The organism is Kocuria coralli, assembly GCF_008831305.1.
Taxonomy (GTDB): Bacteria; Actinomycetota; Actinomycetes; order Actinomycetales; family Micrococcaceae; genus Kocuria; species Kocuria coralli.
Genome location: NZ_ML708634.1, coordinates 17,532 through 30,947, shown reverse-complemented (window position 1 = coordinate 30,947; position 13,416 = coordinate 17,532). Strand labels below are relative to the sequence as shown.

Genomic DNA, 13,416 nt, shown 5'->3' with positions numbered 1-13,416 from the left:
ACGTGGACCTGCTGGGTGCGACGATCACCAAGGAGGGTTACGTGGACCTGCTGGGTGCGACGATCACCGAGAAGGGTTCCGTGAACCTGGGGGGTGCGACGATCACCGAGGGGGGTTTCATACGCTTGACAGGTAAACATCGCATGGATGAGGGCACGATGGCTAGCCGCGTATTCCGGGTAGAAGAGTCGTTATTTAAGGGTTCTACAAAACTTGAACCGGGATCAATTATTCTTCCTGATGAAGAACCTTACCCAGGCGACGCCGTGGATGAGGACCCGTCTGGCCGGGAACCTGAATAGAAAAACCTCACCTATTGATGGAATACCTCGAATATGCTCGTTTTGTCTACAGGACAATCAGTGGCTGAGGCGGAGCGGAGGCTATTACTTCACCTGTGACTCGTTCTCGTGCGAGAGCGACTACGCGATGTGCTGCGAGGTATGCCGACTGGGCACGAAAATCCCGTGGTGGTTTCTCGGGGAGGACCGTGCTGGGGTCGTCCCAGTTGAGGATCGCTCAGGCTATCAAGACCGCGTCAACCTGAATTGAGAGAACCGTGGCCAGGCGGGTTCGCTAGGGCTCCCGGGTGGTCTGGGTGTGAGGACGTCGATTCTGGCGTCGATCTTGTTTAGGGCATCGTTGGTTTTTGCAGTTGGGTTCCAGCAGCTCCGCGCTGTGGCGGTCTGTCCCGCTGAGCAGCCCACACATGTGCAGGGCAGGTGATCCAAATGGATCACCTCAGTTCAGGGTCTCAGTTCCATCGTGCGAGGATCCGTCCCCGGCATCGTTGTGGCCGGGTCGTCGACCATGGGCCTATCGGCAGACGGCGGCGCCGGGCCATCCCCCTGCGGGGCTGAGTACGGGTCCGCCCGGGATGCTTCGTATGCGGGACGGGCACGTAGATCCTGTGGTGGTTTTTCGGGGAGGACCGTTTTGAGGTCGTCGTAGTTGAGGATCGCCCGGGCGATCAGGGCCGCGTCGACCTGGGCCGCCTGTGCGGTGGCCAGGTGGGTCCGCCAGGGCTCCTGGGCGGTCTGGGCCCGTAGAACGTCGATCCTGGCGTCGATCTTGTCCAGGACCTCGTTGGTGGTCCGCAGCTCCTGGGCGTTGCCAGGGGCGGGGATCGCCACGGCCCCGTTGTACCGGGTCGGGGGATCGACCGCCACGGTCGCTCTCACAGCCGCCAGAGCCTCCCTAGGGGTCTCCGGAGTAGCGTCGGGGAGCTGGTGGCCCTCGGCCACGGCGTTGACCAGGGCCGGCCAATGCTCGGTATTCGCCCACTCGGTGACAGCGTCGGGGCCGTTGCTGGTGGTGACCCATTCCACGGCTTGGCGGGTGGCGATCGCCTGGCCTACGTAGCGCAGCTCATCGGTGAGCCGGGCCAGGTCGTTGTCCCAGCCGTGGGCGTGGTCGCGGACCTCGTGGGCGGTCAGCTCCGTATCGGTGCGGTCCAGGACCTGGCCCAGCTGCTGCCGGGCGGTCTTGGGGGTGACTTCGCGGATCATCCGCCACGGATCCGGCGTATCCGCATCCTCAGCGGCCGGGGGTGGGAGCACGGCGGTGTTGGAGTACGCCCCGCGGGTCATAGCCACGTAGAACGTCTCCCGGGAAGTGGTCTGCGGGTCCACGGCGGAGATCGCCCGGTCAACGGTGACCCCCTGGCAGCGGTGGGCGGTGGCCGCGTAACCGAGCTGGGTGTTCTCGAGAACGCCCCGGGGCAGGTGGACGGTGGCCCCGTTGTCGCGGATCGCGTCGAGGGTGCCGTCAGCGCGGACGTCGGTGACGGTGAGCAGGTCACCGTTTTTGATGAAGTCCCCGCGATCATCGAGCACCTGGCGCTCGTTGCGGCGGGTGAGGATCCGGTCACCGACCCCGGCCACCGTCTCATCGGCCAACACCGCGGTGGTGGTGTGGTCGACCTCGCCTTGGCTGCGCAGCAGGTCCTGGGCTTGGGTGTTGAGGCGGTTCACGGAGTCCTGGGTACCGGCGATCAGCAGGGCGCTGCCCTGGCCCCGGGCGGTGACCCATTGATCGAACGCGGCCGGCTCGACGTCCTCGGGGTCTTCGACCTGGGTGATCCTGCCGTGGTCGACCAGAACGTCGATGGCCGAGTGATCACCATGGCGCAAGGCGAGGGAGTTGGAGGCCTCCCAGGTGTTCTTGAACCGCCATACGGAGGTCAGCGACGCTGCGGTGACGCCGGGGTTGTGTTGGTGGCGTTCGATCCAGCCCAGCATCCCGCCGGCGTCGATCGCGCCCAGCTGGGAGGGGTCTCCGACGGCGAGTAGTTTCGCCCCGGTGCGTTGGGCTTGATCGCGTAGCCGGTCCAGGGCCTGGGTGCCGGCCATGGAGGCCTCGTCGACGATGACCAGCTGCCCGGGGCGCATCTGGTACTTATCCGCGGTGGTCTCCAGCTGGGTCAAGGTGGCGTTAAGCTGGCGGAAGGACCGCTGCTGCGCATCCGTGGGCTGACCAGCCACCTCGGCCAGAAGGCGGTCCATCTGCTGCTGTACCTGGACCAGCTGTTCCTGTCGGCGCTGCGCACCGGGGCCCTCGGACTCCCACAACCATTTCGTGACGTTGTCCGTGGGGACGTCGATCTCCTGGCCCAGCACGGAGGCTGCCACCGCCGAAGGCGCCAGGCCCACGATGCTGCCGGGCCCGTGCTCGGCCTCCCACACTGACCTGAGGGCGGAGAGACAGGTGGTTTTGCCGGTGCCGGCAGGCCCGATCAACCCCACCAGCGACTGCGGTGCGATGGCGATCCTCAACGCCGCCGCCCGCTGATCCTCAGCCAACCGGTGGCCTTCCTTACCGACCCGCACCTCGTCCAGGATCCCTTCGGCTGCCTCGACGTCGGTCACCGCCGGGGCGGTGGTGTTCGTGGCGGCCGCGATCAGCCGCTGCTCGGCCGAGAGGTGCTCGGCCGTGGTGTACGCGCCGGCGTCGTTGAATGCGTGATCGGTGTTCGTGGCCAGCCCGGGGTGGATCTCGTCGGTGGTGTGGAAGCGGTGCGGTGTCAGTTGCACGGTGCGCTCCAGGGCGCGGTCGGTGACGGTATCCAGCAGTTCGTCCCGGGCCTGGGGGCTGTGGCAGCGTACGGCGGCCAGGGCCCGGGAGACCTCGGCATGGACATTGGCGCGGGTGAACGTCGCCCGTTGAGCGGAGACGACGGTGAGCACCCGGGTGGTGACTGCCTCGATGGTCTCGGGCTGGACGTCGCCGGCGGTGGTGATCGTTGGCTCCAAGCCCGTGGAGGCCGCGACGATGTCTTGCGGGTCGTGGCCGGCGGTAAAGGCGCGTTGTTGCCAGGTGAAGGACTTCTCGTCGAGGGATCGCATGGACTCGGTGTCCTTGGCGGTACGGGTGGCCAGCGTGGCCTGCTGACGGATCCGCAACAGATCGGCCTCCCCTGGCCGTTGCCCATGGTCGAGCTGCCACTGTGCGATAAGCCGATCGGTCTCGGCCTCGATCGCCTGAGTCCGGGTGGAGAACTCGGTGATCAGATCATCGGGGATCCCGGCCAGTTCGATGCGGGCGTTCTTATCCGCCATGGCCACGCCGCCGTGTCCGGTGGTGGCCTCATCGCGGATCTCGGCACGGGTGCCCAGGGTGCGGGCCAGCTCGTCGAACAGTAGGCCGTTGAACCGTTCGGAGGCGGTGACGATGTTCTTGTGCAAGGAGACCGAGTCCAAGGTCACCCAGGCGCCATCGGAGGCGCGCTGGACCCGGTTGGCGACCACCACGTGGGTGTGCAGCTGCGGGTCCCCGGCGCGGGAGTCCCAGTGATCGAAGGCTGTGGCGATCAGTCCTCGGGTGGGGACTTTAGCGACGCCGGCGTGACCGGCTCGGGTTTGGATCACCCGCTCATCCAGCCAGGACAGGGTCTGATCCATCGCCGCCCGGTGAGCGGCATGCACGGCGGCCTTGGTGTCCTCATCGGCCATCGCCCACAGCACGGAAACCGACTTCGGCACCGAGAACGTCAGATCGAACCCGGCTACCGGGGCCCGGTCGGACTTAGCGGTCTTGCCGGCAGCGGTCTTCGCCCCTGCCGGGGCCTGCTGCCGGGCGATCGGGGCGCGGCCTAGCTGCTTGCCGGTCTCGGGGTGCTTGGAGTCTTGGAGGAGTAGCCGTGCGGCACGGGCGGTGACCTTCGTGCCGGCATCCATGCCGAGCCCGGCGGTGCCGGCACCGATCCACCGGCCCGGTGGGGCGCCGGCGGAGGTGTAGTAGCGGGTGAGGTCCCTGCTGCCGGTGCCGGCGGTCGCGGCGTCACCGATGGCGACCTGCTCCAGGTAGTACTGCACGGACATCTTGGATATCGAGACGGTCAACGCTGGTTCCTCTCATCAGGTGTCGCGGTAGCGGCAGGGCGAGCCGCGGGACGGGCTGCCGGACGGCGCCGGCGCGTTGGTGCTGCCGGTTGGCCGGCGGCTTGCCGGGTGGCCTTGCGGTAGCGCTGCCAGGTGGTCAGGACCTCGTGGTCCAGCCCGGCAGCCGGCAAGGAGCTGCCGGAGGCTTGCCGGGCGATGCGAACGGCGAGGGCATCCCATTGCCGGCGGATCTCTGCCGCCAGCTCATTGCCGGCAGATAGTTCGGCGATGGCAGCCTGGAGCCGGTCGACCTCCCCGGCAGTGCTGGCGGCATCGGCAACCTGCCGGCTCAAGGCAGCGACCTCCTGCCGGAGGGCGGCATTGTCCTTACGCAGCTTCAGCTGCTCGGAGCTGGTGGCGGCGATCGCCGTCTCAGCCCGCCGTGCCTGAGCTGCCGCCTCGGACTCGGCTGCACGGGCCCGATGCCGCGCAGCGTCCCGGGTGGCCCGCAGGCGGGTGATTACCCGCTCTTTCCCGGCCAGCTGCCGGTCACGTCGACGCAGCTCGTCCGCGGTGGACGCTGGTAGCGGATCCGCTTCATGCTGCCCGCGGCGTTTGCGGGCATGGGCGCGGAAGCGGCACCGGTCAGAGCAAAACCGTTGAGATGCCCTAGCCGAGGGATCCAGGGGCTGATGGCATGCTGCGCAGCGAAGGGGTGAAGCCATGCCCAACCATCGAGTCAGCCCGGTGGCCCGTAGTGCGGGCGTGGACGGAAGTCCACGGCAGTGCACCGCGGTGCCAGAGGTGTGTGTGGTTGTTTTGCTTGAAGGTTGTCAATCAGTGCCACTGAGCAGTCCATGGGTCTGGGATAGGTGCTGTGGGCATAGCTCAGCCCTCCAGCCGGGGGGATCGGTGGCTGAAGGGCTGAGGTCTAGGGGAGCTGCCTGTCAGTCAGCTCAGGTCCAGGGTGATGATCTGCCCGGGGTAGATCAGGTCCGGGTCCTCGATCACGTCGCGGTTGGCTTCCCACAGGGCCTGCCATCCGCCTTCGATCCCGTAGCGCTCAGCGATCTCGCTGAGGGTGTCGCCGGGGGCGATGATGTACTGCCCGCTGGCCAGCATCCCCGGGTCCTGCGGGACAGCTCCGGGATCATCAGCGGCAGAGATCGGTCCCAGCACGGCAGGTTCCGGTGCGGTCGAGGTCGACCAGGCCGACGCTGCCGCATCCTGTGCCGGTGCCGCAGCAACGTGCCGCTGAGGAGTCACCGGAGCCGATGACGGCCGCGGTGCCGATTCCGTTGCCGCCGGAACCGGTGCCGGAAGGGAAACCGATGGCGCGGCAGGCGCTGCCGGTGCCGCGACCTCGGCTGCCGGTTCCTGTGCCGGTGCCGCAGGCGCTGCCGGTACTGCCGGGGCGGCAGGCTGCTCGGCAGGTGCCGGTGCAACCGGTGCCGGCTGCGACGGAACGACCGGTGCCGGGGTCTCTATCGGGGCAGGGGACTCAGGGGCTGGAGCCTCGGGGGCAACCGGCTCCGGCACGCCCTCATCGCCCGGTGCCGGTTCCGGCTCGGGTGCCAGTGCCGGGTCGGTGCCGGGAACCTCCGTGCCGGGATCCTCGGTTCCGGGGGCCTCGCCGGTGGGGTCTTCGGCGCCGGGGTCCGGAATGCCGGGATCGCCCGTGCCGGGGTGGGGGTCCTCGGTGGGATCCCCAGGCTCGATGCCGGGCGGGTCCAGGGGCTGGCCGTCGTCCTCGATCGGTGCCGGGTCGATCGGCAGTTCGGTGGAGTCATCGGCCAGCGCCGGGGCGAGGGAAAAAAACGCCACGGCGGGGGTGATCGCTGCCAGGGTGATCAGTCGTCGGGTTGAGGTGCGCATCGTGCTCTCCTTCTCAGTTCAGGATGTGGGTCGTGGGATGGGTGATGGACTGGGTGACCTCGGCCGCACTGGGTGCGTGGGAGGCCACGGGCTGCTGGGTCGACGTCGAGGACGGCGTCAGGACCGACTGCCGGTGCCGTGGCACCGCACCGTGTGAGGCACCTGGGACGTCGTGGTCAGCCTCGGGGACCTCGGCAGCCCGTTCGGTCTGGCCGATGTGGGCGGTGGCTTCGCGGTGGGCGGTGACGCCGTCCTTGAGGGCCGCGCCGGTGGCTTGGACCAGGGCGATGGTCTCGTCCAGGGGCTTGCCCAGTCGCTGGGAGGCCCCGTAGGCGGTCATCGAGTTCATGTCCTGGTCGGACAGCTCCACCGCATCCAGAGCGCTGTTGTAGCGGACCACCACGGCGGCATGATCGCTGCCCTTAGCCGATAGCCCGATCTGGGCGGCCTGTGAAGAGATACCGGGCTCCCACAGGGCCAGGTCCTCGTGATCGGTCGCCTGGTCGTTGAACGTGTCCTGGAACGCGTGCAGACCCGCCAGCCACGGGCTGTTCCTCGCATCCACAGGCTGACCGATCTCGCCCTCATGGTCTTGGGTCTCGGGGGCGGGGTCACTCATTGCTTTCTCCTTCGGTAGGGGTGGGTGTGAAGGGCGCGGTGAGCGCTTCGGGGAAGTGAGCCGGTGTGGCCGCGTCGCGGACTGGAGTGCAGGAGAACGTGTAGGCGATTTCCTGGAGACGGGCATCCGGTGCGACGGCGTCGCCGAGGTCGAGCAGGACGCGGCGAAGCGTGTCGCTCCCGAGGGTGGGCGAGTGTTCCGACCACGGGTAGGTGAAGGCTTCCTCGAATGCCCAGAGCTGTGCGGCGGTCTCCGTTGATGATTCAACTGAGAAGGTGAACCCGGTTGTCGGATCGAAGCCCACGCGGAGGCGATGATCGTCAGGAATGATGCCGATTGGTTCACTGTTGAGGTCAGCCGCAGGGAACGGGCGGACGTATTGGAAGCACAGGTCGATGCCGAGGAGCGGATGATCGAAAGCGGGGTGAACGAGCCCTGCTTGAGCAGGCGAGGAATCGAGGATGAGGTATTTGGTGTAAGAGACGTAGGCGTCGGGGCCGAGATCAGCGGTGGTGTCACTCATTGCTTTCTCCTTCATCGGGGGCGGGGGTGAACGCGGCCAGAGCGCCGCGCTGGTCGACGACGAGGTCGCCGGAGTCTGCGATGCCCAGCAGGGATTCACTGGGGGCGGGGGAGGCCTGGACCTGGCCATCGGTGGAGATCAACATCGGGGTGCCATCGGTCTGCGAGGCGATCCAGCCCCCGGGCACAGCCCGTAGCGATCGGTTGCTCGTGGAGATCCCTTCGACTTGCTCACCGATCCGGCCGGTGGACAGATCGACCATCCTGGCTCCGACCATCAGGTGATCTCCCTCGTGCGAGGGAACGATGCGCAGCCCAGCACCTGCGCCGGTGGATCCCATGTCCAGGGAATCGACCACACGGCCGGTTTCGGCGTCGTGGATCGTCATCGTGCTGCCGGTGCCGTTGTTGGCCCAGATCGCGGCCGCGTAGTCGTCGTTGGCTCCCAGCCATTGCGAGATCGTGGTGTTACTGGCCGGGCCGATCAACCGGGTCTGGTCCTCCACCTCGCCCTCGTTGGTGGCCCTGATCAGGGTGCCGCCGTCGGAGTTGGAGGCCCACAGGAACCCTTCCTCGGCGGGGCCGATCGGGGAGGACGAACCACCGGGGGAGGTGATCTCTGTCAGCCCGCCAGGGGTCAGCAGTTGGATCGCCTCCGGGCGGGTGTCGTGGTTCTGCGGCACTGTGAATGCCGTGGTGCCGCGGGTGACCAGCCGGTGGTCTTCGGGCAGCTCGATGTCCATCAGGCCGCTGCTCGGGCTCCAGGTCATCACGGAGCCATCGGCGGGCAGCATCATCCCGCCCTGACTGGTGGGCGAGGCCAGCGGGTAGGGCCCGCCTGCGGGTGTGTGGGGCAGGGTCAGGGATTCCAGCAACTCCCCGGAGTCGGTGTCGACCAGGTCGAGAGTGCGACCGGAGACCGCCCCCGCTTCGGTTCCGGCCCTCGAGAGCCCGGATCTTTGATCTGTAGCACCAATGACCTCCCACGTCGCGGTGCCAGAAAACCCGGCCGGGGCTTGTGCCTGGGACTCGATCGGAGCCGCCCGCGACGGGTCATCCGTGGCCTGTGACTCATTCGGAGACGGTGCGGCCGTCGTCGGGGCTGCCGCCGGTGGGGCCTGGGGTGTCCCGGCCACCAGTGCCCATCCACCGGCGGCCAGGGAGCATCCCAGGAACAGGGCCAGAGCGGTCCCGCCGATGATCGCTCGTCGTCGGAACCGGCGGGTGTACTCATCCGGTGCGGCTTCCGGCTCATCATCGGCCAGCTCATCGAACAGATCCGCTTCCTCGTCCTGGAGGTCCTGGATCGCTTCGATGGTCTCGGGCTGGGCCGGGGCTACCGTCTCGGCGGTGTCGGCATCGGTGCCGGCGGTTTGCAGGATCAGCTCCACCCCGCCGGCCGTGGCCGCCTCACCTGCCTGAGCCCGGGCGACCGCCAGGGTGGAGACCTCGCGGACATCGGGCCCGTTCGCACGCGGAACGGACATCATCCACGGCGAGAGCGAGAGCGTGAAATCCGCCGTCTCGGTCCTCGCCCCGGGCTCGACATCCAGCTGAGTGCGGGCCCCGTCCGGAGCCAGGCGCCACAGGCGCAGCTGCTCGGACCCATCGAGTACGACGATGGTCGAGGCCCGCCCGGTCGCACGGGTGTGCTGAGCGATCGCGGACCACACGTCCTTGATCGTTGATTGCGGCATGCGTCGATCGGCAACACTGAGCGTCAGTGTCGGCGTCAACGTGATCGTGGTCGTCACAAGATCCCCCTGAAACGAAAATCGGGTGAGAACGAAACCGTCCTCACCCGACCATCGAGGGCACTGCCCACAGTTGTGTTGCACGCCCATCCCCAACACGTCTGAAGAGCCACTTTGATGCGGAGGCTTACAGCGGGCGCAACGTGGTCGCTCGGGCATTCAATCCCATGAAGCAATAGCGTGTGCTTGCGACCAGGTGCGTCCAGCTTGAGGCCGGGTAGCGATCGCGGTGATCTTGACTCTGCTACGCATCTAGGAGAAGCGCCTTAGAAGTCCTGCTCCGCCCGTCGCAAGATGTTCACGAGCAACACGGTGGCGTCGGCGGTTATGCCCGAGTTTCGGCGTGTGGGCTCAGGCTGATGCTTGATACTGTGGGCGAGCTCGATGACCTTGGTCGCCAGGCCGCGTACCTTGGCATTCTCTTTGCCAGCGAGCGATTCTTCGACGTAGCGTTCCAGGCGCTGCTTCGACTTCTCACGGGACGGAAATTCTTCACCCTCGCGTAGGTGTTTCTCCTCGTCGTAGACCACCTCCCCAACTGCCTCCAGAACCGCCACACACCTGTTACCCACATCGCGGTAGTCCGGTGACGTGCGGGCGGTGGCGAACCTCTCGCGCAATGCTGCCAGTTCAAGGTCTACACGTGGCCATCCTGTGCCAGTGTGCGGAGAGACGGCTTCAACAACGCCGCCAGTCCCGTCTTCGTGCAGGTTCTCCAGTGCCTCGAACACCGGATCGAAGAAGCCTGCCAGAATCTCTCGCCGCGCCCGCCAGCTACCGTACCCACCGTTCCTGAGCCAGTAATCCTTGAACCTGGTGAAGTCGCGCCATGGCAGGCTGAACGGGATGCCTAGACGTGAGAGCACCGCGAGGAGAGCACGCTGAGCGACGGCGATATCCCTGTCCTCCAACACATTGTGACCACTGGTCCCAAATTCTTGGTATTCGTCGTGAACAAAGGTTGTCAGGCTCAGTGCGATGTCGAGGTCACGTGCGTTGAGCTTGCCGTCTTGCGCCCGCTGTACGAGGTCCTGATTGAGGCTTCGTTTGAGCACAACCGACCCCCATACCGAATCGGGGGTACCGGTCTCATCTACCAGCCAGTTTTCATCTTGCATGGGGCCATCCTTCCAAACGGGGCGGGCAAAATAGGCAAGACTAAGTCCATGCACTGTGTCCAACCCCGAACTGATCGATGACAGTCCTCGTCCCGGAGGATGTCTTGACACTTCCTCCGGCTCAGACATTTAAACAAATCAGACGGCTGTTGGCTGACGCCGGTCCGGATGATGACACTTGGTACGCGCGATGGTGGGCCGCTGACGCTCTGACGCTCATGGGTCGCTACCGGGAGGCTGTCGAGATGTACCCACCGACGAACCTCGAACGGGCTTCGTTCCATACCGAGCGCCTGTTGTCGTTGAAGGTCGCCGCTTGCCTGCCCTATACCGCCGCCGACGCTCTGGCGCTGCTGGGGCCGCGCATCACCACGTACGGGCGAGAGCACATCGAGCATGTCCGGCGCGCGGCGGGGCTCTTGGTCGCAGACATGACTGAAGATGACAGAGTGGAGCTTTTGCTTGTCTGGGCCGGGGTGTCGCCGAAACGCCCATACTCGGTCTACGTAGGTTCGGCGGTGGGCTACCACGCATCAAAGGGACTCGATCTGACGCACTACGAGTTCTCAAAGGCAGCACACGTCGTGAACTACTGTCGCGGGCTGGCACGCAAGGCCGAGAACATGGTCCGCGAGGATGCTGGATTGCCGCGCGTCGGTGAGGGCTGGGTGTCCGAGAAACGACTCTTCTACGAACTACGCGACGCCTTCCCGGAGCAGACGGTGGAGCAGCATGCATCCCCAGAGTGGCTCGGACGCCAGCACCTCGATGTCTACTTACCGGAGATAGCCGTCGGTGTTGAGTTCCAAGGCGCTCAGCATGATGGACCAGTCGATTTCTTCGGTGGCCCGGAGGCGTACAAAGCAGTCCAGAAGCGCGACGCCCGCAAGCTCCGACTCTGCAAGCGGCACGGGGTGCAACTGGTCTATGTCCGGCCCGGCTACGACCTCGACGCCGTGGTCGCCGAAATCCGATTCAGGGCGTGTTAGCTAGCATCATCCCTCAGGGAGGTCCGTCACGGGCGCGGCTTCGCACGGACCCTCCGGCCGACCATGACGGGTGATCGTCGCATCGATGGATAGATTCCAATCGACGTCACGGCACGGGTCGGCGGTGTACCGGCGGTGTAGTTTCCAGACCGTCTGCCATCCACGTAACCACTGGTGACGATCGCCTCAAGAGCCAGGTCCTCATAGGCCGCCCGGGCAGCTTCCCAGTCGTTGAACCTTCGAACACATGTTCTAATATGCTTATGACCATGATCGCCAATTCCCCTCGGCCGGTGACCGCCGGGGCCCTGCTTCCCGTTCGCCCGGTGGCGCTGGAGCGGATCTCGTGCGGTTTCCCCTCGCCGGCGCAGGACTATGCGACCGATGAACTTGACCCTCGTGACTTGCTGGTCCGTGATGCGGTGTCGACGTTCTACGTCTCGGTGGAGGGCCACTCGATGATCGACGCCGGGCTTGACGATGGGGATATCGCCGTGGTGGATCGAGGGATCACACCGGTGAACGGGATGGTGGTGGTCGCCGTCGTCGACGGGCAGCAGATGATCAAACGTCTGATCACCGACGGGGACGACGTGCGTTTGCACCCGGAGAATCCCGAGTACCCGGACCTCTTGGTCACGGACGCAATGGACGCGCGGATCTGGGGCGTGGTCACGTGGGCGCTACACCGGATGAAGTAGGTACAGCCCGCGGTGCGGACGGCCGGCGTTTGCTGGGGGAGCGGTGGATCCTCCACGTTGACGTCAACAGCATGTATGCCGCGTGTGAGGCGGTCGTCGACCCGGCCCTGGAAGGGCAGCCGATCATCGTGCTGTCTAATAACGACGGGATGGTCGTAGCCTGCAACGCGCCCGCGAAGGCGCTGGGGTTCCACAACGGTGATGCCTGGTTCGAGGTCAAGGCCCACCCTGCTGCGGGCCGGCTGAAGGTCTTCAGCTCGAACTACGAGCTATACGGCTCACTGTCCGGGCGCATGATGACGTTGCTGAGCCGGTATGCAGCGCACCTGGAGCCGTACTCGATTGATGAAGCGTTCCTGGAGATCCGCACCCGCACCCCTCGGCGCCTGGCGGTGGAGATCAAGACCGAGATCCGCCGGCTGATCGGCCTGCCGGTGTGCGTGGGGATCGCTAAGACGAAAACGAGGGCCAAACTCGCCACATTGACGGCTAAGCGCTTGCCGGACTTCGAGGGAGTGTGCGTGTGGGAGCGGATCCCTGATGCAGCCAGGGCGTATTTGATGGCGGCGCTGCCGACGACTGCGGTGTGGGGGATCGCTTCGCGGCTGGGGAGCAGGCTGGAGGGTCGGAACATTCACACCGTGGCCGATCTGATGGAGGTCGACCCGGTGTGGATCCGCGACCGGTTCACCGTGGTGTTGATGCGCACCGTTCTCGAGCTTCACGGGGTGAGAGCGATCGAGCTGGAGGAGGAGCGGGAGATCAAAGATCAGTTGATCTTTAGCCGATCGTTCAGTGAGCCGATGACTACCGAGCGGCAGCTGCGGCAGGTGCTGAGTATCTATTCCCAGCGTGGTGCTGCCCGGCTGGAGAAGCACGGGAAATCAGCCAAGGTCCTCCAGGCCTTCGCCGGCACGTCCCACTACGCCCCGGGCGGGGGCTGGTATCCCACGGCCACGGTGAGACTAGAGCAACCCACCAGTGACCCGATCGTATTGACCAAAGCCAGCCACGCGCTGCTGGAACGGATCGACTTCAGCCACGGGGCGCGGTTCGTGCGCGCCGGGGTGATGCTCACCGACCTCTACCCCGCAGGAGCCCAACAGGCCTTCGAGATCTTCCGCACCGGGCCTTCCGGCGACGGCCTGGCCGGGTTGATTGAGGACGTCAACCGCTACTGCGGCAGGACTGCCCTCGGGCTGGGATGGGGAGGCTTAGCCACACCGCCGGGATGGACCATGCGCCGGTCCATGCTCTCCCGTCGAGCCACCACGCACTGGGACGAGCTGATCACCGCGCACCTATAGAGATCTCACCCCCTTCACTCCACCTCTCCTCCTTGATCGCCGGCACTTCACGCACCTCACCACTATGGAACTATCACCTGCACGCCCAACGTCACCGCCCTCACCGCCCCGCGCTGCCTAGTTATCCGTAACGGTTTGGCGGCGTGGTCCTAGTGTCGCGTTTCTGAAGTTGGTTTAGGTTTCGCTTTCTCCAGCACCTGCTCGGGTGTCTT

At 65.9% G+C, this 13,416-nt stretch carries 11 protein-coding genes; 4 read left to right on the top strand and 7 right to left on the bottom strand.

Translation table 11 applies throughout. The features are described from left to right. A partial coding sequence (locus FCK90_RS14490) for a hypothetical protein (RefSeq protein ID WP_220433354.1) occupies positions 1–302 on the top strand: 302 nt, incomplete at its 5' end. 444 nt (positions 303–746) lie between these two features. On the opposite strand, the gene mobF is transcribed toward FCK90_RS14490, so the two are convergent. From mobF to FCK90_RS14455, 7 genes are all read right to left on the bottom strand, one after another. After that, positions 747–4,340 (bottom strand): MobF family relaxase, encoded by a 3,594-nt coding sequence (gene mobF, locus FCK90_RS14485; protein WP_158035017.1) that lies wholly within the window; start codon positions 4,338–4,340, stop codon positions 747–749. Beyond that, positions 4,337–4,672, bottom strand: coding sequence for a hypothetical protein (locus FCK90_RS14480; RefSeq protein ID WP_158035016.1), 336 nt, complete (start codon positions 4,670–4,672; stop codon positions 4,337–4,339). The genes mobF and FCK90_RS14480 overlap by 4 nt, the downstream gene beginning before the upstream one ends. 598 nt (positions 4,673–5,270) lie before the next feature. After that, positions 5,271–6,194, bottom strand: a complete 924-nt coding sequence (locus FCK90_RS15895) for a LysM peptidoglycan-binding domain-containing protein (protein ID WP_158035015.1) — start codon at positions 6,192–6,194, stop codon at positions 5,271–5,273. A 13-nt stretch (positions 6,195–6,207) separates the two neighbouring features. Then, the gene (locus tag FCK90_RS14470; RefSeq protein WP_158035014.1) at positions 6,208–6,813 is read right to left on the bottom strand and encodes a hypothetical protein; all 606 of its coding nucleotides are present in this window, start codon (positions 6,811–6,813) and stop codon (positions 6,208–6,210) included. Next, the gene (locus FCK90_RS14465) at positions 6,806–7,336 is read right to left on the bottom strand and encodes a hypothetical protein (RefSeq protein ID WP_158035013.1); all 531 of its coding nucleotides are present in this window, start codon (positions 7,334–7,336) and stop codon (positions 6,806–6,808) included. The genes FCK90_RS14470 and FCK90_RS14465 overlap by 8 nt, the downstream gene beginning before the upstream one ends. Further along, positions 7,329–9,032 carry a hypothetical protein gene (locus FCK90_RS14460; RefSeq protein ID WP_158035012.1) on the bottom strand — a complete coding sequence of 568 codons (1,704 nt, stop codon included), beginning with the start codon at positions 9,030–9,032 and terminating at the stop codon, positions 7,329–7,331. Before FCK90_RS14460 ends, FCK90_RS14465 begins: the two co-directional genes overlap by 8 nt. Before the next feature lie 323 nt (positions 9,033–9,355). Then, a complete protein-coding gene (locus FCK90_RS14455; protein WP_158035011.1) occupies positions 9,356–10,207 on the bottom strand; it encodes a hypothetical protein in 852 nt (283 codons plus the stop codon). Between the two features lie 218 nt (positions 10,208–10,425). On the opposite strand from FCK90_RS14455, the gene FCK90_RS14450 reads away from it, so the two are divergent. The 3 genes from FCK90_RS14450 to FCK90_RS14440 all read left to right on the top strand — a co-directional run bounded on the left by FCK90_RS14450 (position 10,426) and on the right by FCK90_RS14440 (position 13,204). After that, on the top strand, positions 10,426–11,196 hold the full coding sequence (locus tag FCK90_RS14450) for a hypothetical protein (RefSeq protein ID WP_158035010.1): 771 nt from the start codon (positions 10,426–10,428) through the stop codon (positions 11,194–11,196). Positions 11,197–11,465: 269 nt separating this feature from the next. Further along, positions 11,466–11,897 carry a LexA family protein gene (locus FCK90_RS14445; RefSeq protein WP_158035009.1) on the top strand — a complete coding sequence of 144 codons (432 nt, stop codon included), beginning with the start codon at positions 11,466–11,468 and terminating at the stop codon, positions 11,895–11,897. Further along, positions 11,873–13,204, top strand: coding sequence for a Y-family DNA polymerase (locus tag FCK90_RS14440; RefSeq protein ID WP_425481717.1), 1,332 nt, complete (start codon positions 11,873–11,875; stop codon positions 13,202–13,204). Before FCK90_RS14445 ends, FCK90_RS14440 begins: the two co-directional genes overlap by 25 nt. The last annotated feature ends 212 nt before the right edge of the window (positions 13,205–13,416 follow it).